Raw genomic sequence first — 20485 nt, 5'->3', positions numbered from 1 at the left:
GCTGTCAGCCTTCCGGCAGCGCGGCGGTGTCGTCCTTGAGACCCACTCCGGTGATCCCGAGCCGGCGAGCTTCGTGCATGAGGTGCACGAGCTTGCCGGCCGCCGCCGCGTGTCCGAGCCCTTCGGGCGGGCGCACGTTTGAGATGCAGTTGCGCTCGGCGTCCGTGCGGCCGACGTGCGGGTCGGCGGTCAGGTAGATGCCGAGGCTGTCTGCCGCGCTGAGGCCCGGCCGCTCCCCGAGCAGCACGACGACGAACGCGGCGCCCAGCCGCTCGGCGATCTCGTCGCCCAGCGCCACCCGCCCCTGCGTGGCCAGCACCACTGGCGCCACCGACCAGCCGGGCAACTGCTCCACCGCGGCGAGGAGAACCGCGGCAGCGTGGTCGTGCACCCCACGCGCGGAGAGGCCGTCGGTGATCACGAAAGCGACGTCGTACCCCCGGGCCTCCAGCAGCCCTGTGCACTCCGGGTCGAGACGCCGGCCGAGGTCCGGGCGCCGCAGGTAGTGGCTTCGGTCGCGGACGGCACTGCGGACCGTGACAGTCGGGAGGCCGCCGAGCTGCGCCCGGATCGCCGCCACGTCGATCGGCGTGTGCACGGCGTCGCGGGCGGCGGCATGCGCGGCCTCGAACTCGAGCAGCCGGGCCGTCGGCACGCTGTCGCCGGCCCGGCCGAGGCCGATCCGGGCGGAGGTGTGCCGGCGCAGAGCGGCCCAGAGATCCGGCACCGGCTCGCTCACGATGCCTCCAGCATTCCGACGAGCCGGGTGAGCTGAGGGCTTCGCGGGGCGAGCTCGCGGACCCGGCCCTCGTCGTCGATCAGGTCCATCCGCTCCAGCCATGCCTCGAACTCCGGCGCCGGCCGCAGTCCGAGCACCGACCGGACGTAGAGCGCGTCGTGGAAGGAGGTGCTCTGGTAGTTGAGCATGATGTCGTCCGCCCCTGGGACGCCCATCACGAACGTGCACCCGGCCGCGCCGAGCAGCGTGAGCAGGGTGTCCATGTCGTCCTGGTCGGCTTCGGCGTGGTTGGTGTAGCAGACGTCGCAGCCCATCGGGACGCCGAGGAGCTTGCCGCAGAAGTGGTCCTCCAGGCCAGCGCGGGTGATCTGCTTGCCGTCGTAGAGGTACTCCGGCCCGATGAACCCGACGACCGTGTTGACGAGCAGCGGGTCGAACCGGCGTGCGACGGCGTAGGCGCGCGCCTCGAGCGTCTGCTGGTCGACGCCGTGGTGGGCGTCCGCCGACAGCGCGCTCCCCTGCCCGGTCTCGAAGTACATGACGTTCGCGCCGAGCGTGCCGCGCTCCAGGGACAAGGCCGCCGCGTGTGCTTCGGCGAGGACCGCGAGATCGATGCCGAAGGCGCGGTTCGCGGCCTCGGTGCCCGCGATCGACTGGAACACCAGGTCGACCGGCGCGCCCCGCTCGATGGCCGCGATGGTGTTCGTGACGTGGGTGAGCACGCACGACTGCGTCGGGATGTCGTAGCGCTGCCGAACGTCGTCGATCAGTTTCAGCAGCGTGATCGCGGCGGGGATGCTGTCCGTGGCCGGGTTGATCCCGATGACCGCGTCGCCGCAGCCGTGCAGCAGGCCGTCGAGGATCGAGGCCGCGACGCCGCGGGGGTCGTCGGTGGGGTGGTTGGGCTGCAACCGCACCGACAGCCTGCCCGGCAGCCCGATGGTGTTCCGGAACCGCGTGACCACCCGGCACCGGCGCGCGACCTGGATGAGGTCCTGGTTTCGCATCAGCTTCGAGACGGCGGCGACCATCTCCGGCGTGAGCCCGGGCGCGAGCGCGGCGAGCACCGGCGCTGTGGCTTCGTAGGACAGCAGCCAGTCGCGGAATCCGCCGACCGTCAGGTGCGACACCGGCGCGAACGCCGCCGGGTCGTGCGTGTCCACGATCAGGCGCGTGACCTCGTCGGACTCGTACGGGACGACCGGTTCCTCCAGGAACACCGACAGCGGCAGGTCGGCCAGCACGGTGCGGGCCGCCACCCGTTCCTGGGCGCTCGCCGCCGCCACGCCGGCGAGCTGGTCGCCGGAGCGGGCCGGACTTGCCCTGGCGAGCACGGTGGCGACCGCGTCGAACCCGTACGTGCGGCCACCCACGGTTGCCCGGAAGCGCATCTCAGACCCCTTCGCGCAGCACCCGCGCGGCAGCGGTGGGCCGGGTGGCGAACCTCTCGACGGCGAACGGCGCGAGCTCCGGCGCTGGCGTCCCGTGCAGCACCGGCGGAACGAGCGCAGCGGCGGTGGCAGGCGCGAGCGTGAGGCCGAGGGTACCGTGCCCGGTCGCCGTGAAGAGCCCGTCGTGGCCGGGCACACCGCCGATCACTGGCAGGCTGTCCGGGGTGGCCGGGCGCATCCCCGCGATCGCCGTCCCGTCCTCGACCGGCGCCCAGTCCCGCAGGTAGCGGTGGGCGCCCGCCCGGATCCGCCGCAGCGCCCGCGCTCGCACCGTACTTCCACGAGCGCCGAGCTCGAACATGCCCGACAGGCGCAGACCGCCCTCGAACGGCGAGCAGGCGAGGTTCGCCTCGATCAGCTTCACCGGGTGTGCCGGCACCGTGCCGGTCCCGCTCGCGGTGACGCTGTAGCCCGTGCCTGCCAGCAACGGCACGCGCACCCCGAGCTCGCGCAGCAGCACCGCGGTGTCGACACCGGCCGCGAGCACGACGCGGTCAGCGCGGACGGCGCCGCTCGTGGTGGCGACCGTCCAGCCGCCGCCGTCGCGCTCGACCCCTCGAACGGCGACGCCGCGGCGCAGCGTCGCCCCCTCCGCGAGCAGGGCGGCGCGCAGCCCGGCGAGCAACGACTCGGGGCGCACGTGCGCGTCGGCCACGGCGTGCACGACACCGACCACGGCGTCGGCCAGCGCCGGTTCGAGCGCCTGCACCGCCGATCCGACGTGCACCCGTGTCTCGCCGCCGTACCCGGCCGCGCGAGCCGCCGCCACCAGCGCCTCGGCCGACTCCAACCCGTGCCGGGTCCGGGCGGCGATCAGCAGCCCGCGGCGATGCATCTCGAACTCCACCCCCGACGCCCGCAGCTCGTCGAACAGCTCGACGCTGCGGGCTCCGAGGGCGAGCACGGCGCGCAGGCCGTCGCGATGCCGGTCGGCGCGCGTGCTGCGCAGGAACCCGGCCGCCCAGCCGAGCAGGCCTGCCGCGGGCCGGACCCCCACCGAGCCCTCGCCGCGCAGAGTCGCCGTGGCCACCTCCGTCAGCACACCCGGTCCGGACAGGGGCGCCGACAGCACCGGCACCACCCAGCCGGCGTTGGCCGCCGACGCGCCGTGGTCCACGCTCGCCCGGTCGAGCACGCTGACGTCCGCGCCCTCCCGGCGCAGGGCGAGCGCGGTGCACAGCCCGACGACGCCGGCTCCGACGACGACCACCCTCACGAGTCGGACCCGCCCCGCACGACCTCGTCCAAGTAGAAGCGCAGCCCGAGCCATCCGGTCCAGAGCGTCACCAGGATCACGACCACCGGGATCCCATAAAGCAGCACGGCGAACATGAAGATCAGGCCTCCTCGGCGACGGGCCGGCGATCCGGCGTGGTGGGGGTGGCGCGGGTCGCGAGCGCGACGACGGCGAACACGACGATGTTGGCGGCGGCGCCGACCACGAGGCCGTCCAGGCCGGTGCTGTCCTGGAGGAACAGGATCCAACCGGCGGTCACGACCGCGCCGGCCGCGATGGCGCTGAGGGCGGCTGCCTTCGCCCGCGACCCGAGCAGCACGGCGGCGAGCAGCGGGATGACGATCGTCGGCGCCCAGAACGTGTACGAGTAGAGCAGCGCGTCCACGATCGAAGGCACGGACAGGGCGAACAGCGTGGCGACCACCCCGACGCCGAGCGAGAGCCCGCGCTCGAGCCACAGCTTCTTCTGCGCGGACACCTGCGGGTTGACGAACGGCTGGTAGATGTCCTTGACGAAGACGACGGCGATCGAGTTGAGGTACGAGCTCGCCGTCGACATGACCACGGCGAGCAGCGCGGCGACCACGAGCCCGATCAGTCCCGCCGGCAGGAGGTTCATCACCACGGTCGGCATGGCCTGGTCCGGCGGGATGTTCGGGAACATCACGAGCGCGACCAGGCCGATCGACGCGGCGATGAAGTAGAAGAGGAACGCGAAGCCGCCCGACATCGCGAACCCGATGCGCGCGTGCCTGCTGTCGGGCGTCGAGAACGTGCGCTGTGCGTACGGCGGCACCAGCGTCTCGCCGAGCAGGAACGACACGAACAGGCCGATGAACATCAGGGCCCCGTAGCCGCCCCCGAAGGTCAGGTGCGCCTCGGGCAGGGCCGCCAGCAGACCCGCGGGCCCGCCGACCTCACCCAGCGCGAGCACCAGCGTCACCGGGATGAACACGCCGAGGAACACGAACTGCAGCATGTCGGTCTGGATCACCGCCCACGCGCCGCCGAACGACGAGTAGAGCACCACCACACCCATGCCGACGATCACCGACGGCACGGTGGGCAACTGCAGCGTCGCGTTCACGACGGTGCCGATCGCCAGCGCCTGTGCGCCGAGGATCCCGGCGCACAGCAGGATCGAGAGCACGCCGGTGATCAGCCGCGCACCGCGTCCGTAGTGCTCCTCCATGACGTCGCCGACGGTGTGCGCGCCGAGGTAGCGCTTGAGCCGCGGCGCGACGAAAAGGCCGATGAGCAGGAAGCTCACGGCATAGCCGAAGAAGGCGAACATGTAGACGTAGCCGTCGGAGAACGTCTTTCCCGCCACGCCGAGCGACGCCCCGCCGCCGAGGAACGACGCGGCCAGGCTGCCGAAGAAGACCGGCCAGATGATCCGGTTCCCCGCGACGGCGAAGTCGTCGGCGCTCTGGACGCGACGGATCGTCTGCACGCCGATCACGATCAGGAGCACGAAGTACCCGGCCAGCAGCGCCCAGTCGAGGACGGTCATGGCGACCTCCGGGGGTCGGGGGGTGAGGCGCATCACGGTATGAACGGCCGCGGCCGGCGTCATCATGCGGTTCGTCCAGCGAATCATCGATCCATCGCTGATCTTTCGTACGATCTGCATGAAGAAGGGTCTGCTCATGATCAGCGCGCGGCTCGCCCAGGAGATCGCAGCGGAGACGAGCGGGATCATCGGCTACAACGTCGTGATCACCGACCGGGACGGGATCGTGCTCGGCAGCGGCGACCCGAGCAGGGTCGGCAGCTTCCACGAAGCCTCGCTCGAGGTGGTCCGCACCGAACGACCCGCGGCGCACGGCGCCGAACAGGCCCGCCTGCTGGCGGGTGTGCGGCCCGGCATCACCCTGCCGGTGTTCCTCGACGGCGAGGTCGTCGGCACGGTCGGCCTTACCGGAGCGCCCACGCAGGTGCGGCGGTTCGGGATGGTCGTGCGTCACCAGACCGAGCTGCTGCTCCGCGAGGCGTCCCTGATCACCTCCCGGCTGGTACGCGACAAGGCCGTGACCGACCTCCTGCAGGACATCACGCGCCACGACCCGGCGATCGTCACCCAGGAGGAGGTGGCGGCCACCGCCCGCGAGCTGGGCTTCGACCTGCGGCTCCCCCGGGTCACGCTGGTCGTCGATCTCGAGCGGGTGCCCACGGAGCGGGTATCAGCGGTGCTGCGGACCGTTCACGAGGTCTTCCGCGACGCCCAGGACGTGGTGGGCGCCATCGGTAGGTCACACATCGCGGTGCTTCACCGGTTCCGGTCCGGCGACCCGCTCGCGGTGGCTGGACGTGCCGCCGAGGCACTCACCGAAGCCCACGGCCCGCATCACCGCGTCGGCGTGGGAGGCATCGCCGCCGGAGTCGTCGAGCTCCGCGACTCGCACGCCGACGCGCTCGCCGCCGTCCGGCTCGCGTCCCGTGACGGGGATCGGGCGGTGCCGGTCGCGGACATCGCCGAATACCGAGTGCACCAGCTACTGGCGACGATCGGTGTCGGGGCCCGCGCCCGCTTCGCCTGCTCCGTCCTCGGCGATCTTCCCGACCGGCCCGACTGGGACGTACTGCGCGAGACGCTCATGGCCTGGGCGGAGCGCGGCTTCCATCTCGTCCGTGCCGCGGAGGCCCTCCACGTGCACCGCAACACGCTCGTCTACCGCCTGGAGAAGATCGAGAGCATCCTCGGTCGCTCGCTGCGCGACCATCGGCACGCCATCGCCGTGTACCTGGCGTGCATCGCGCACGGGCAGGGCCGCGGCTGAGAATGTGTTTGAGAAGCGCGGAGCGGGCCGCCAGGTCGCCGGGACCTTCTGGATCACCGGCGTCTGCGGCCCACATGCGGGCTTCTCAAACACATTCTGGCGTTCAGGCGACGAACGCCACCTGTCCCACCGTGTAGATGACGAGCCCGGCGAGCGACCCGACCACCGTGCCGTTGATGCGGATGAACTGCAGGTCGCGGCCCACCTGCAGCTCGACCTTGCGGGAGGTCTCCTCCGCGTCCCACCGCTCGACGGTGTCGGTGATCAGGGTCGTGATCTCGCCGCGGTAGTGCCGCACGACGTAGCCCGCGGCGTCGCCGAGCCAGCCATCGACCTTCGCGCGCAGCTCGGCGTCGGTGGCGAGCCGGGTGCCCAGCGCCACGAGGCCGTCGCGCACGCGGGTGCGCAGCGCGCTGGACGGATCGGCCGCCGCGTCGAGGATGAGGCCCTTCACCGTGCCCCACGCCTGCCCGATGAACCGCTGGACATCCGGGTGACCGACGATCTGGTGCTTGATCCGCTCGGCACGCTCGATGGTCTCGGAGTCGTTCTGCATGTCGGCCGCGAACTCGACGAGGAACGTGTCGACGGCCTTGCGCAGCGGGTGCTCCGGGTCGGTCTTCACGGCCCACGCGAAGTTCTGGACCTCGAGGAACACGCGATCGGCGATCAGGTCGTCGACGAAACGCGGTGACCACGCCGGCGCCCGGTCGTGCACGATCCGCAGCACCGTGTCGTGGTTGGCGGTGACCCAGTCGTAGGCGCGATCACAGACGAGGTCGACCAGCCGGTGGTGCGCACCGTCCTCCAGCACGCCCTGCAGGACCTTCCCCAACGGCGGCCCGATCGGGCGCTCCATGAGCTTGCGGACCAGTACCTGCTCGATGATCTCCTGCACGGCGTCGTCGCGCAGGACCGTGACAACGCCTCGGGCCGCGGTGGCGAGCTCGGCGGTGATGCGGTCGGCGTTGGCCTCCTGGCCGATCCAGGCGCCGACCCGGGAGGAGACCTCGACACGGGCCAGCTTGTCGCGCACGACGTCCTCGGCCAGGAAGTTCTCGCCCACGAAGTCGCCGAGGTTCTCGCCGAGCGCGTCCTTCTTCGTGGGGATGATCGCCGTGTGCGGGATGGGCAGCCCGAGCGGACGCCGGAAGAGCGCGGTGACCGCGAACCAGTCGGCGAGCGCACCGACCATCCCGGCCTCTGCCATGGCGCGGACGTAGCCCACCCACACGGGACCGCCGCTCACTTCCCACCAGCGCATCAGCAGGAAGATCACCGTTGCGACGAGCAGCAGGCCGGTCGCGAGCGACTTCATCTTGCGCAGGTCCCGAGCTCGGGCCGCGGCGTCCATCCGGCCGAAACCGAGGCCGACCTCCACAACCGGGCGCCTTGGCGTCTCGTCCGTGCGGGGAGACTGCGAGGTTTGCACGAACCAATAGTGCCCGGAATGGCTCTGGCCGGGGTCGGTGGTGCTCCACCGACCCCGGCCACGTTCGTGGTGCGGCCGCGCGACGAGGGAGGAGTGCCCCCTCGGGCGCCGCACCACCGGCACTCCCGATACCCCCGGCGCGGCGCGACGAGCCGCGTCAACAGGGGCGAACCGGTCGCCGGCGACGGTCCTACATCAGCGAGGACCGCATTCCGACCGCCAGTGCACCGGCGGGCCGCTGGGCGCCCGGGTGCGGGTTCCGGTCGGCACGCCACCGCAGCGCGTCAGCAGCGGCGTGGAGGATCGCGTCGGCTTCGGGCACCCGGTAGCCGGTGAGCGCGGGGGCGACCCGCCAGTGCACCCAGCCGTCCTGAACCTCGGACGGCGGCGCGAGCACCGCGGCGCCCGCGGTGTGCAGGACGACACCCTCGACGTCACGGAGCTCAGCGGGGAGCACCGCGCCCGGAGTGACGGGAAACCACCACGCGCCCGTGGGCGTGGCGGCGATCGGCACCACGGAACCGGTGTCGCGCAGGTGCGCGCAGACCCGGCGGCCGACGGCGGCCGACACCTCGAAGACGTCCAGCGCAGTGCCGGTGACGAGCAGCAGGGCAGTGGGCGAAGCAGCCACCACCGGCCAACCGTGGTCATCGAATTCGTGCGCTGCCGCGCGGAGCTCCGCGCCGTACACCACGCGGTAGCTGTCCCAGCCCGACATCTTGATGACCTCCGTGCCACTCGTCTCGCCAGTGCGTCATGCCGCACTCCTGTGAGGCACAACACCGAGCATGACGGGCCGGGAACGGGTAGTGGGGCGGAGAGCGGCGATCGAACCGAGCGCCGAGACGAGCGGAAAACATCGCTGAGGATGTGCTCACTCACCGCCGGTGAACGGCGGGCGACCGGTTGGCCGCCGAGGACCGACGGCCGATGCCTAGACCGTCAAACGGACGAAAACCGGTCGTCGACGGCCAGCGGCACGGCTGGAAACATTCCCGAAAACAACGGTGCCGGCGTCCCCGTGTGGGACGCCGGCACCGGTCGTGCAGGTCGAGGATCGCTCAGATCGGGCGGACCGTGTCGGCCTGCGGACCCTTCTGGCCCTGGCTCGACTCGAACTCGACGCGCTGGTTCTCCTCGAGGGTGCGGAACCCGTCGGACTGGATCGCCGAGTAGTGGACGAAGACGTCCGGACCGTTGTCGTCCGTGGCGATGAAGCCGAAGCCCTTCTCGGCGTTGAACCACTTGACGGTGCCCTGCGGCATACCTGTTCTCCATACATGTAGCGGACCCTGCCGACTGTGTGCCGGCCGGGGGTGCACGGGACCGCCGCTTGACGAAGAGGATGCCCTCGAACGTCTGCGAAGCCCACCGTCACTCTCCACGGACGCTTCACAACGATCGAGGAAGACACGACTGCAACCGCCGCAGAACCTACCACTACACCCCCGACGGATCCTGCTCCGAACGCGCGATTCGCGGCCTGAGCGGCAGTTCGGGCCCTCCGCGCGCGGCGGTCGTTGTCGTACCGTTATCTGGATCCGTCGCAGGCCGAAGGAGTCCCATGACCGCTGCCGCACCGCACCGGCCCGCCCCGCTCGTCGAGGGTCGGAAGACCGCCACCGAGCAGGCCTTGGTGGTCGCGTTCATGGTCGTGCCGCTGCTCGCACTGGCAGCAGCGGTCCCGCTGGCATGGGGCTGGGGGCTGACCTGGCTGGACGTGGGGCTCGCCGTGGCCTTCTACTACCTCGCCGGTCTCGGCGTCACGGTCGGGTTCCACCGGCACTTCACCCACGGCTCGTTCAAGGCGAAGCGTCCGCTGCGCGTCGCGCTCGCGGTGATCGGCAGCACCGCCTTCCAGGGCGGCGTCATCGGCTGGGTCGCCGATCACCGCCGCCACCACGCCTTCTCCGACAAGGAGGGCGACCCCCACTCGCCGTGGCTGTTCGGCACCGGCCCGGCCGCGATGATCCACGGGTTCTGGCACTCGCACATGGGGTGGATCCTCGGCCGCGACCGCACCAACGCCCGCCGCTTCGCCCCCGACCTGCTCGCCGACCGCGACATCGTGGCCGTCGACCGGCTCTTCCTCCCGCTGACGCTGGCCAGCCTGCTGGTCCCGGCGCTGATCGGCGGACTCGTCTCGCTCTCGTGGTGGGGCGCGCTCACCGCCCTGTTCTGGGCCGGACTTGTACGGGTGGCCGTGCTGCACCACGTCACGTGGTCGATCAACTCGATCTGCCACATGTTCGGCGACCGGCCCTTCGCCGCCCGCGACCGCTCCGCGAACGTCTGGTGGCTCGCGGTGCTCTCGTTCGGCGAGTCGTGGCACAACCTGCACCACGCCGATCCCACCTGCGCTCGCCACGGCGTCAAGCGCGGCCAGGTGGACATCTCGGCGCGGATCATCTGGATCTTCGAGCGGCTCGGCTGGGCGCACTCCGTCCGGTGGCCGACGACGCGGCGACTGGAACGACTGGCACGCTGACGCTCCGTCACGAAACGCGTTGTCTTCTGCACTCCGTGTGACACCTGACCGGCCGGTCCGCCGCTTTCGCGTATCCCATGCCAACGAGTGATCAAACCCCTCGGCGTGTCGATCTTGGCATGCGCGCTCGGTGCGATGTCGACGCGGACCGGGCACAACCGGGCTCCACCGGGGACACCCGATCCGGGTTCGGTGATCACTGAGAGTCCGGGTTCGCGCACCGACCCCGGCCCCGTCGGTGTTCTTCCTCTGGTGTCACACCAGCCCCAGACGCATCATTCCGGGCGTTCTGTCCAACTGATCTGGGGAGGCTCCGATGCGGAGTCGGAACGCAAGGACCCTGTCGATCGCCGCGGTGACCGCCGGGGTGCTCGTCGCCGGCCTCGGGACCTCGACGGCCCACGCCGCGGAACCGTCGACACCGGAGGCGTCCGGAGTGGGCACAGCGCCCGCGCTACCCGTGCCGCCGGTTCCGGTGGTGCCGCAGTCGCCGGTCGACGGTCTCCTGACCGCCGTGGGCGGCCTGCTCGGCGGTCTCCTGAACGCGCCGCCGCAGGTGCCCGGGGTACCGGTTGGGGCTCAGACGCCCACCGGGCCCGCGGTGTCCGCGACGATCGGCGTTCCGGCCGTGCCGGTCGCCGGCCACGCCGATCCGGCGGCGCACGTCACCGGGAACGTCCCGGAACAGCTGCCGCTGCCACCGCTACCCGTCCCGTTGCCCGCTCCGAGCCTGCCCGCCCTGCCACCGCTTCCGGGCCTTCCGCCGCTCCCCGGCGCCGCGCCGGCGTCGCCCGGTGCCGCGGCTCCCGCCGCGCCCGGCCTACCCGGACTGCCCGGCCTCCCGCCGCTACCGGTTCCGCTTCCCACACCTGCGCTGCCGCCCGTCCCGGGTGTGGGTGCCCTGCCGGTGCCGCTGCCGCTCGGCGCGCCCGCCCCGCTGGGTCAGCCGTCCGAGGACTCGACCGACGAGCCTGACGAGACACCGGCCCTCAGCGGCACGGCCCTACCCACGGGCGGCTGAGGATCCCGCGAGGTCGTGAGCGGATACGAGTGCTCGAGCACTCGTATCCCTCACGGGTGAGGCCGCGGGACGGGCCGGACGGATCCGCTCGGAACGGCGTGCATGCCCATGCGCACTGTGTTGCGTCCGGCCCGCTTCGCCGCGTACATGGCGGTGTCGGCCACCTCCAGCAGCTGGCCGAGGTCGGCGCCGTCCGTGGGGAAGGACGCGCCGCCGATGGAGACGGTGAGGTTGTCGACGACGACCGCGCCGGCCGGGTCGGGCACGTCGACCCGGATGTCGGCCACCCGCCTGCGGATCCGCTCGGCGACGGCGACGGCCGCGACCCGCCCGTCCTCCGTGTCGGTGCTGGGGAGGAGCACGACGAACTCCTCGCCGCCGAAGCGACCGACGAGGTCGTCGTCCCGGACCTCGTCGCGCACGGCGGCGGCGACCGCGGCGAGTACGTGGTCGCCCACGAGGTGGCCGTACTGGTCGTTGACCAACTTGAAGTGGTCGAGGTCGAGGACGAGCAGGCCGGCGCGGCCACCGGTGCGCTCGGCCCTCCGCAGCGCACGGACCGCCCGCACGTGCCACGCCGCGGCGTTGAGCAGGCCGGTCTTGCCGTCGACGCTCGCGGCCTCCTCGAGCTGCCGCACGAGGACGGTGCGGTGCAGGACGATCAGCGGGGGGAGCACGAGCACCGCGTAGGCAGGCCCGAGGGCGCCCATCGCCCCGGCGGCGAGCGCCCCCATGGACAGCGTGGCGAACTCCAGCACGGCCTCGTCACCGCGGGTGAGGACGTGCAGGAACGTGGCGAGATCGCGGTTCGGGCCGCTCAGCACGATGACGGCGACGACGAGCACCATGTTCACGGCGGCGTAGGCGAGCAGCGCGAGCACGATCGCCGCGAGGCCCGGAAGGCTCTGGAACAGCGACGCGCGATCCACCAGCCCGGTGACGGCCGAGGCGGCCTGCACCGCGAGCACCACGGTTGCGGTGCTGTAGATGGCCCGGTGAGGCGGGATCCCGCCTCGCCACACCCGCGTGTAGAGGTGCCCGTAGATCCCGATCACAACCAGGCTCGCGGCGGCTCCTGGCAGCAGCGCGGCGGCCGCGAAGGTCCATACGGAGCTGAGGTCGATGTGGGGCGTCTCGTCGGACCGGTGCCGCATCCGCTCGACGCCGAGCGAGGCCTCCGTGCTGAGGATCCCGGCGACGACGAGCACACCCATGACGAGGGCCCAGTTGTCCGGGAGCAGGGGAATGTCCCGCGGGACGGAGGTGGCCAGGGTGCCGGCTGCCAGCAGCTCGACGGCGAGGATCACGGCGAGGACCGGGACCGGGAGCGTCCAGACGGCCCACCGAGTTACCCCGCGTCGCGGCACCCGCATCCCCCTGAAACCTTTCACCAGGCCGTCATCGCAGTCGATTGTCCCCCATCCGGGCGGATGGTAGCCGGACGGCGACCCTACGTCATCGGTCAGTTGACGTGCACCACCCCGTCGAGCGGCGAACGGCCACCCTGAACGGGCAGGCGGTGTGCTCCCGCGGTGGGGACCCTGAGGGCACACCCAAGCACTGAGGTGAGACTAACCGAGGCGGGCATCGACGACCGGGGGTGTGATGCCGGTCATAAGATGTCCCGCTCTGGGTGCTCAGATGTGCGGCGTCGCAGCGGGTCTGATCTGGAGGGCCTCCGGTGGCGGATCCCTGAGTAACCGCCAGGCCGGGCGGGCCTCCGGTGGCGCCGCGCAGTGTGCGGGGCCGCCCCTCCCAGGCGCGACCGTTGACCTGCGAGCCTCTGCGACCCCTCTGGGCAGCAGCACGGGCAGGCCAAGGGCCTGCCCAGATGGGCGCGCGGCGCCACCGGAGGCGGTTCTGGCGGGCATGATCGATGTTTCGGCGCGGAAACGGGCGAGAACCACCCGGGAACGCGCCGAACTGCTGATCAAGCCGCCGTCCTGGGGACAACGCGGCGATCAAGGGGAAATGGTCGCTAGATGATCTCAGATCGCGACCATCAGCCCTTGATCACCGCACTGACCTGCCGGTATCGGGTGTAGATGGTCGTTGTCGCGACCATGGACAACCGATACTTCAGATCATGAGGTCGGAACCGGGGCGGCGAGTGGCTCGATCTGGCAACAGGCTCGATCTGACCCGGGAAGGCGCCGAGGTCCTGATCAAACCCGCCCGCGCCCCCCTTCTCCGCCCACGCCCCTGCTCGACGGGCTGCGCCAGGAGAGACGGGCTGCGCCAGCAGAGAAGGAGTGCGCCAGCACTCACTCCAGGCACGCCCCGAAGACCCAAGCTGCAGCCAACGGACCCGACGCGCCCAGCGGCGGGGGGTTCCGGGGGGCGGAGCCCCCTGGGGTGGGGTCTGGGGGTTTGCCCCCCAGAAGACGCCCACCATCACGCGGAGGCGGAGCCGAACGAAGTGAGGCGGAGCACCCGAAGCCACGGGATGGTGGCCAGGGGCGGGGTCGAACCGCCGACCTACCGCTTTTCAGGCGGTCGCTCGTACCAACTGAGCTACCTGGCCGAGACCGGTGGTGACACCGGTGGTGAAGCGACCCAGACGGGACTCGAACCCGCGACCTTCGCCGTGACAGGGCGACGCGCTAACCAACTGCGCCACTGGGCCTTGCTGTTCAGTTGTACCGCACTCGTACCGTACCCCCAACGGGATTCGAACCCGCGCTGCCGCCTTGAAAGGGCGGAGTCCTAGGCCGCTAGACGATGGGGGCTTGGACCGGGGTCCCCGCCCGCAACGGCTGTCCGTTGGGAGCGGAACAAGCATAGGACAGCTGGGTCGCGGCCCGGAACCCGGGGGTGCGACACCCCGTTCGGAGCGACTCCGGTGCAGGTGGGAGCCACTCCGAACGGGTCGGCGCTCAGCGCGTGACGGGCGGCGGGAGATCCGGGTTTGACGAGATCAGCCCGAGCATGTCGAGGAGCTGGCGGAGGTCCTCGGAATCGGCCGAGTTGCGGGCGACCACCATCCGTGCCCGGTGCAGCTGCTCCTCGGACACGCGGTACGCGTCGGCCGCAGTGCGCTGACTGGGGATCGACCCGCTCGATGTGAGCCGGTCCCCTTCGAGATCCGTGCGTGCGCTACCGATGGTCATCGACGCCTCCCCGTGCGGTCGCCAGCTCTTCGTCCGACCGTGCGGGGGCGCACCTCCTGCGGACCGCGCCGTCCACCGGAAACCGGTTGCCTTCACCCGTCTCGGGTACCCCACCCCGGATCGGAACGCCTCGCAGCCACCCCCGTGGCCGTGACCGGCACGTTACCTAAGAGCGGCCACCTGGTGCACCCCTCTTCCCGGTGAGCGTCCCGACAAAGGATCACGCAGCGCACATGGAACCCCGCGTAGGCTGCCGGATATGCCGCCCCCCGACCGGCCTCGTTCCCGCCATCGCGCGCCTGCGCCGCCGCGCCGGGAGCCTGAGCCCGAGCTACCGGAGACGGATCGCGAGCTCGACTCCTACATCGCCGCGCTGAGCGGCGCGAGCGACGAGCACTCCACCGAGCTGACCGGCCGGTTCGGGTCCGCGCAGGTGTTCCAGCTCCGGCTGCCGGCGCTGCGGATCGAGCAGCTGCGCCGGATCGCCGACGACCGGGGCGTCTCCCCCGGCTCGCTCGCGGTGGACTGGGTGATCGAGCGGCTCGACCGCGAGGACACCCCGACGGGCCCGCTCCCCATCGTCGAGGACGACCAGCCCAAGCGCCGTCTCCTGCCGAGACTCGGCCGCCGCAACTAGTGTCCCGAACCGGAAGTCCACCACATAACTCGACGGCCCAGCTTCCCGCTGGGCGCACCGGCGAACCGGCGGAGTACGCCCGGTACGAGGCCGGCTCGCCGGCACACCCAGCGGAAACCCGGATCCGCCGATTTATGCACCGGACTTCCGGTTCGGGACACTAGCCACATGACCACGATCCGCGACGTCGCGGCGGCGGCCGGCGTGTCCATCACCACGGTGTCGCACGTGCTCAGCGGGCAGGGTCGCATCGCGGCCGGCACCCGCGAGCGGGTGCTGCACACGGCGTCCGAGCTGGGCTATCGGGCGAGTGTGCACGCCCAGCAGCTCGTGACCCGCCGCAGCCGCACGCTTGCGGTACAGATCGCGAACTCGGTGGACGCGAGCACGACCGCGGCGCTGGTGCCGAACTCCGACTACTTCCTCGAGGTGCTCAACGGCGCCGCAGAGGCGGCGGCGGAACGCTCGTACGCGGTGGTCCTCGTACCGCCGGATGCCGGGATCGACGGCCTGCGGGGCTTCGGGGTCGACGGGGTGCTGCTCGTGGACCCTCGTGGGGACGAGCCGTTCTTCTCGGGACGGTGGGAGGACCAGCCGCTCGTCACGACCGGGCGACCGATCAGCCCGCGGCGTGACGTGCCGGTCGTGGTGGACAACGACCTGGTCGCCGCTGCCGAGCTGATGGTCGGGCATCTCGCCGAGCGCGGGTACCGGCGCCCGGCGCTGATCACGACCGACACCTCGCGCTCCTACACGTCCGACATCCGGGACGGCTTCGTGCGGGCAGTGCGGGAGCACGGCATGGAGCCGCTCGTGGTGGAGGTGGACGAGCCGCCCACGCTGGAGGGCACCGCCGCTGCGCTGGGTGGCCTGCTCGACCGCACCCCGCCGCCCGATGCCGTGTTCACCAGCTCGGAGAACCTGGCCCTCGGCGTGCTGCACGAGGCCCGCAACCGCGGGCTCGATGTGCCCGCCGGACTGGGCATCTGCAGCGCGGTGGACAGCGGCTCCCTGCAGCTCACGTCGCCGCAGATCACCGGGATGTTCGTGCACCCGCGCCAGGTCGGGCAGGCCGCGGCGGCCGCTCTCATCGCGCTGGTGGAGGACGGCGCCGCCGAGAACCGGACGATCGAGGTGCCGGTCCGGTTGAACGCCCGCGCCTCGACCGCCCGCGCGGCCTCCTGATCAGCCGCCGGGTGCGGTGGCCGAGGCCAGTGGCGCGGTGCCGTTCCCGGACTCGGGCGTCCGCCCCCACACGCGGTTCGATCGGACGGTGTCGATGCGGTAGTCGGTGACCCGGATGTCGAACAGCCGCCTGCCGAGCTCCGCCGCCTGCTCCAGCGGCCGTCCGGGATCGCGCTGCACCTCGCCGCGGCTGTTGCCGATCCCGACGGCCACGCCGACCAGCTCCTGGTGCAGGTACCGGGTGAGCTCCTGGAACTGGGTGACGAGCCCCGCCGTCGCCCCGCGATAGCTCTCCTCGCAGGCGATCAGCAGTGCGGCGCGCTTGCCGGTGAGCCCCGTGGCGACCGTCTCGCCGTCCGGTGCGCTCCCCGAGGTGTAGCAGAACAGCCGGTCGAAGAACGTCTTGAGCGCCCCGGACATCCCGTACCAGTAGAGCGGGGTCGCGACGACGAGCCCGTCGGCCGGGAGGACCCGCTCGTGCAGCAGCTCCTCGTAGCGGTCACCGATCGTGCAGGCACCGTCGGCGCCTCGGCAGGTCCGGCAGTCCCGGAAGAGCCCTTCCACGTAGTCGGCGAGGTGGGCGACGTCGACGTCGTGCCCGGCCTCCCGCGCACCGCCCGCGGCGGCCTGGGCCATCGTCCAGGAGTTGCCGTCGCGGCGCGGGCTCGAGCTGAGGACCAGGACTCTCTTCATACGCGGTTGCCTTTCATGGGTGGGAGCGCGGTCCGGCCGTAAACCTCGGCCGGTTCGGGAAACACCGTGACGACGAGGGGGTAGAGCGCGGCGGCGACGGCGCCTGCGACGAGGAAGCCGAAGTCGGCCCCGCCCACGAGGGGCGTTTGCAAAAGCGGTTTGGCAGATGATGCGGGCGGGGCCCCAGCAGTGTCAAGTCCTGCCCGGCGTGCCGGCCGCGAGGCCGGCTCCACCACCGAATCTCGAGAGGATCGATTCGACGAGGGCTTCGGGCCGTACCGTCAGCGGCCCGACACGACGGCCCGCGCCGGCGGGTTCCCGGCGAGGCAGGGGCTGCCCGTGAGCAGCGCCGGATCGACCGCTGCGGCCAGCGCCCCGTAGCCCGCGGCGGACAGATGCAGCCCGTCACCGGCGTCGAACGCGGGCGCGAGCCGGGTCGGGTGGGCGGGGTCGGCCACGGCGGCGGCGAAGTCGAAGACGCCGTCGGCGTACGCGGCCCCGTGCTCGCGCACCCACGCGTTCAGCTCCTGGCGCGCCGCGACGGCGGCCGGCGTGCCGTGCGCACCCGTCCCGGACGGCGTCACCGTCGTGAGGAACACCCGCTTGCCAGCGGCCCTCGCGCGCTCCGCGAACGCCTGCAGCCCGGCGGCGATGTCGGCGGCGCTGCGGCCCGCCGCGATGTCGTTCGTGCCGATGCTCAGCACGATGTCGGTGGCGCCGCCGGCCGCGCTCACGTCGCGGTCAAAACGGGCGAGCGGGACGTCGCCGTTCTGCGGCCCGCTGTCGGCGAGGAGCCGGTTCCCGGAGATGCCCGCCCCCAGCACCGCCATCGTGGTCACCCCACCGGCCTCGACGAGGCGGCCACCGAGGACGTCCGGCCAGCTCTGCCCCGGCATGGCACCCATACCGTCGGTGATCGAGTCGCCGACCGCGACCACCGAGTTGACCGGCCGCGGTGCGCGCACGTCGATCCCCGTGAGCACGACCGAGGACGGCGTCTGCGGCCCGAACGCGGTGGCGCCGCCGAACGTGGCGTCGCCTCCGCCGGACAGGTACGCGGCCTGCATCGCCCAGTGCTGGGTGATCACTTGCGGCACGACCGGCAGGAACAGGCTGACCGCGAGTGGACTGCCCGCCTCGGCCACCAGCGGGACGGCGTCGCTCATGACCTCGCCACCCGGCCGGATCACGACCGCCTGCCGCCCGTCGAACGGCACCGGTCGCGCCGTCCCGAGGATCAGGCCGGCCGCCCCGTCCGAGCGGGCGGCGGTGACAGCGCCGACCGCGAGCGGTGTGGTGCCGTAGAGGTTCGACAGCCGCAGCCGGACCTCGGATCCGGTCACCCGCGGGTGCACGACCATCCGCACGGTGGTGCCCGCGAGGCCGGGCTGCGCCGGACCGGGCTGCGCGGCGGCCTGCCAACCGGTCACCCATGTGGGCCGGCAGGCGCCCGCCGGGGTGGTGACGGGCAGGTACGACTCGTTGGTGGCGACCGCGATGCCGATCGCGCCGGTGAGTGCCACCAGCACGGCGAGCGCGGAAGGCAGCCAGCCGGCGCCCCATCTGCGTCCGAACTCGATCACCGCGTCCCCCCGTTCATCGCCTGGCGTGATTGCTTAGCTACGCAACGTGGAACGAGGGCGACACTCCACAGGTAGTCGGCCGAACGGGTGGTCACGCTACGTTGCGCTCACCCCCGGAGCGCTTCGCGTCCCCGATGCAGGTACCTCTCACCACCCGGCCAGGTGGCCCGTGCACAGGTCTGCGATCCGCTCCGCACCCGGCTTACTGTGACGAGGCACTCGAGGGCGAGGAGGCCATCACGATGGGCGAGTACGAGGACGTCTTCCGCGCCAGCACGGACGATCCGGAGGGCTTCTGGCTGGGGGCGGCGCAGGCGATCGACTGGCACGTGGCGCCCACCCGCGCACTCGACGCGTCCCGGCCGCCGTTCTACCGCTGGTTTCCCGACGGCGAGCTCAACGTCTGCCACAACGCCCTCGACCGGCACGTCGACGGCGGCCGCGGCGACCAGGCCGCGCTGATCTACGACTCCCCCGTCACCGGCACCCGACGGACCTACACCTACGCGCAGCTGCGCGACGAGGTGGCCCGGTTCGCGGGCGTGCTCACCGGCCTCGACGTCGGCCGGGGCGATCGCGTCGTGATCTACATGCCGATGGTGCCCGAGGCGGCGATCGCCATGCTCGCCTGCGCACGCATCGGCGCCGTGCACTCGGTGGTCTTCGGCGGGTTCGCCCCGAAGGAGCTCGCCGTGCGCATCGACGACGCGGCGCCCTCCGTGATCGTCTCGGCGTCCTGCGGCATCGAGGGCAAGCGGGTCATCGAGTACAAGCCGCTGCTGGACAAGGCGATCGAGCTCGCGGCGCGCAAGCCCGCGAAGCGCGTGATCCTGCAACGCCCGCAGGCGGAAGCCACGATGGGCGCCGACGACGTGGACTGGGCGGAGGCGATGGCATCGGCAACCCCGGCCGGGTGCGTGCCGGTCCGCGCCACCGACCCGCTCTACATCCTCTACACGTCCGGCACCACCGGGAAGCCGAAGGGCGTCGTCCGCGACGGCGGCGGCTACGCGGTGGCGCTGAGCTGGTCGATGCCCAACGTGTACGACGTCGGCGTGGGCGAGACGATCTTCACCGCGTCCGACGTCGGGTGGGTCGTCGGGCACTCCTACATCGTCTACGCGCCGCTGCTCGCCGGGGCGACGACGGTGCTCTACGAGGGCAAACCGGTCGGCACGCCCGACGCGGGGCAGTTCTGGCGGGTCGTCGCGGAACACGGTGTGAAGAGCCTGTTCACCGCGCCGACGGCGTTCCGGGCGATCAAGAAGGAGGACCCGGACGGCGAGTTCACCCGCAAGCACGACATCTCGTCGCTGCGCTACCTCTTCCTCGCGGGCGAGCGCCTCGACCCCGAGACCCAGCGCTGGGCGTCCGAGCTGCTGGGCATCCCGGTGATCGACCACTGGTGGCAGACCGAGACCGGCTGGCCGATCGTCGCCAATCCCGCGGGCATCGAGCTGCTGCCGATCAAGCCCGGCTCCCCGACCAAGCCGCTGCCCGGCTGGGACGTCCAGGTGCTCGACCCGTCCGGCGCACCTGTCCCGCCGGGCACCGACGGGGCGATCGTCGTGAAGCTGCCCATGCCCCCTGGCTCCCTGCCCACCCTCTGGAACGACGACGAGCGGTTCATGGCCTCGTACATGTCCGCGTTCGACGGCTACTACCTGACCGGCGACGGCGGGCGCCTCGACGAGGACGGCTACGTCTACGTGATGGGCCGCACCGATGACGTCATCAACGTGGCAGGGCACCGCCTGTCCACCGGTGGGATGGAAGAGGTGCTCGCCTCCCACCCGGACGTCGCCGAGTGCGCGGTGATCGGGGTGGCGGATGCGCTGAAGGGGCAGGTCCCCCGCGGGTTCGTCGTGCTCAAGGCAGGTGTCGAGCGGGACGAGGACGAGGTGGCGGCCGAGCTCGTGCGGCTGGTCCGCGACCAGGTGGGGGCCGTGGCCAGCCTCAGGGAGGTCGCCGTCGTGGCGGCCCTGCCCAAGACCCGCTCCGGCAAGATCCTCCGCAAGACGATGCGCGGTATCGCCGACGGCGTCGACGAGCCCGTGCCGTCCACGATCGAGAGCGTCGAGGTGCTCGACGCGCTCCGCCCGGTGCTGCGTCGCGGGTAGCCGGGGGCG

18 protein-coding genes and 3 tRNA genes are annotated in these 20485 nt (G+C 71.8%); 6 read left to right on the top strand and 15 right to left on the bottom strand.

Annotated features, from left to right (window positions below; translation table 11 throughout):
* Positions 1–4: 4 nt before the first annotated feature.
* The 4 genes from eutC to K1T35_RS03180 all read right to left on the bottom strand — a co-directional run bounded on the left by eutC (position 5) and on the right by K1T35_RS03180 (position 4940).
* On the bottom strand, positions 5–739 hold the full coding sequence (gene eutC, locus K1T35_RS03195; protein WP_255621532.1) for an ethanolamine ammonia-lyase subunit EutC: 735 nt from the start codon (positions 737–739) through the stop codon (positions 5–7).
* Positions 736–2130 (bottom strand): ethanolamine ammonia-lyase subunit EutB, encoded by a 1395-nt coding sequence (locus K1T35_RS03190; RefSeq protein ID WP_220258692.1) that lies wholly within the window; start codon positions 2128–2130, stop codon positions 736–738. The genes eutC and K1T35_RS03190 overlap by 4 nt, the downstream gene beginning before the upstream one ends.
* Position 2131: 1 nt before the next feature.
* A complete protein-coding gene (locus K1T35_RS03185; RefSeq protein ID WP_220258691.1) occupies positions 2132–3406 on the bottom strand; it encodes an FAD-binding oxidoreductase in 1275 nt (424 codons plus the stop codon).
* Positions 3407–3527: 121 nt separating this feature from the next.
* Complete coding sequence (locus tag K1T35_RS03180; protein ID WP_220258690.1) at positions 3528–4940, bottom strand: sodium:solute symporter; 1413 nt, start codon at positions 4938–4940, stop codon at positions 3528–3530.
* Positions 4941–5058: 118 nt separating this feature from the next.
* On the opposite strand from K1T35_RS03180, the gene K1T35_RS03175 reads away from it, so the two are divergent.
* Positions 5059–6207 (top strand): sugar diacid recognition domain-containing protein, encoded by a 1149-nt coding sequence (locus K1T35_RS03175; protein WP_220258689.1) that lies wholly within the window; start codon positions 5059–5061, stop codon positions 6205–6207.
* 103 nt (positions 6208–6310) lie between these two features.
* Here the strand turns inward: K1T35_RS03175 and K1T35_RS03170 are convergent, their stop codons facing one another.
* The 3 genes from K1T35_RS03170 to K1T35_RS03160 form a co-directional block, all read right to left on the bottom strand.
* A complete protein-coding gene (locus K1T35_RS03170; protein ID WP_220262356.1) occupies positions 6311–7561 on the bottom strand; it encodes a DUF445 domain-containing protein in 1251 nt (416 codons plus the stop codon).
* Positions 7562–7829: 268 nt separating this feature from the next.
* Positions 7830–8357 (bottom strand): hypothetical protein, encoded by a 528-nt coding sequence (locus tag K1T35_RS03165; RefSeq protein ID WP_220258688.1) that lies wholly within the window; start codon positions 8355–8357, stop codon positions 7830–7832.
* Between the two features lie 343 nt (positions 8358–8700).
* Entirely contained in the window at positions 8701–8904 is a 204-nt protein-coding gene (locus K1T35_RS03160; RefSeq protein ID WP_220258687.1) for a cold-shock protein, read from the bottom strand.
* Positions 8905–9203: 299 nt separating this feature from the next.
* Between K1T35_RS03160 and K1T35_RS03155 the strand changes: the two genes are divergently transcribed.
* The gene (locus K1T35_RS03155; protein WP_220258686.1) at positions 9204–10127 is read left to right on the top strand and encodes an acyl-CoA desaturase; all 924 of its coding nucleotides are present in this window, start codon (positions 9204–9206) and stop codon (positions 10125–10127) included.
* A 316-nt stretch (positions 10128–10443) separates the two neighbouring features.
* Positions 10444–11148, top strand: a complete 705-nt coding sequence (locus K1T35_RS03150; RefSeq protein ID WP_220258685.1) for a hypothetical protein — start codon at positions 10444–10446, stop codon at positions 11146–11148.
* Positions 11149–11198: 50 nt separating this feature from the next.
* Here K1T35_RS03150 and K1T35_RS03145 read toward each other — a convergent pair whose 3' ends face one another.
* The 5 genes from K1T35_RS03145 to K1T35_RS03125 form a co-directional block, all read right to left on the bottom strand.
* Positions 11199–12521, bottom strand: a complete 1323-nt coding sequence (locus tag K1T35_RS03145; RefSeq protein ID WP_220258684.1) for a GGDEF domain-containing protein — start codon at positions 12519–12521, stop codon at positions 11199–11201.
* Positions 12522–13595: 1074 nt separating this feature from the next.
* Positions 13596–13672, bottom strand: a tRNA-Phe gene (locus K1T35_RS03140).
* Positions 13673–13700: 28 nt separating this feature from the next.
* Positions 13701–13774, bottom strand: a tRNA-Asp gene (locus K1T35_RS03135).
* 30 nt (positions 13775–13804) lie between these two features.
* A tRNA-Glu gene (locus K1T35_RS03130) sits at positions 13805–13877 on the bottom strand.
* A 147-nt stretch (positions 13878–14024) separates the two neighbouring features.
* On the bottom strand, positions 14025–14258 hold the full coding sequence (locus tag K1T35_RS03125; protein WP_220258683.1) for a hypothetical protein: 234 nt from the start codon (positions 14256–14258) through the stop codon (positions 14025–14027).
* A gap of 259 nt (positions 14259–14517) precedes the next feature.
* On the opposite strand from K1T35_RS03125, the gene K1T35_RS03120 reads away from it, so the two are divergent.
* Positions 14518–14895, top strand: coding sequence for a hypothetical protein (locus K1T35_RS03120; RefSeq protein WP_220258682.1), 378 nt, complete (start codon positions 14518–14520; stop codon positions 14893–14895).
* Positions 14896–15063: 168 nt separating this feature from the next.
* Entirely contained in the window at positions 15064–16080 is a 1017-nt protein-coding gene (locus K1T35_RS03115; RefSeq protein ID WP_220258681.1) for a LacI family DNA-binding transcriptional regulator, read from the top strand.
* Here K1T35_RS03115 and K1T35_RS03110 read toward each other — a convergent pair whose 3' ends face one another.
* The 3 genes from K1T35_RS03110 to K1T35_RS03100 form a co-directional block, all read right to left on the bottom strand.
* Positions 16081–16773 carry a flavodoxin family protein gene (locus tag K1T35_RS03110; RefSeq protein WP_220258680.1) on the bottom strand — a complete coding sequence of 231 codons (693 nt, stop codon included), beginning with the start codon at positions 16771–16773 and terminating at the stop codon, positions 16081–16083. It lies immediately after the preceding gene.
* Positions 16770–16910 carry a hypothetical protein gene (locus K1T35_RS03105; RefSeq protein ID WP_220258679.1) on the bottom strand — a complete coding sequence of 47 codons (141 nt, stop codon included), beginning with the start codon at positions 16908–16910 and terminating at the stop codon, positions 16770–16772. Before K1T35_RS03105 ends, K1T35_RS03110 begins: the two co-directional genes overlap by 4 nt.
* 144 nt (positions 16911–17054) lie before the next feature.
* Complete coding sequence (locus K1T35_RS03100; RefSeq protein ID WP_220258678.1) at positions 17055–18356, bottom strand: GDSL-type esterase/lipase family protein; 1302 nt, start codon at positions 18354–18356, stop codon at positions 17055–17057.
* A 179-nt stretch (positions 18357–18535) separates the two neighbouring features.
* On the opposite strand from K1T35_RS03100, the gene K1T35_RS03095 reads away from it, so the two are divergent.
* On the top strand, positions 18536–20476 hold the full coding sequence (locus tag K1T35_RS03095; protein ID WP_370645494.1) for a propionyl-CoA synthetase: 1941 nt from the start codon (positions 18536–18538) through the stop codon (positions 20474–20476).
* Positions 20477–20485 lie beyond the last annotated feature (9 nt).

This window comes from Pseudonocardia sp. DSM 110487 (assembly GCF_019468565.1).
GTDB lineage: Bacteria > Actinomycetota > Actinomycetes > Mycobacteriales > Pseudonocardiaceae > Pseudonocardia.
Note: the sequence above shows the minus strand (reverse complement) of the source record. Positions and strands in the feature narration are given on the sequence as shown.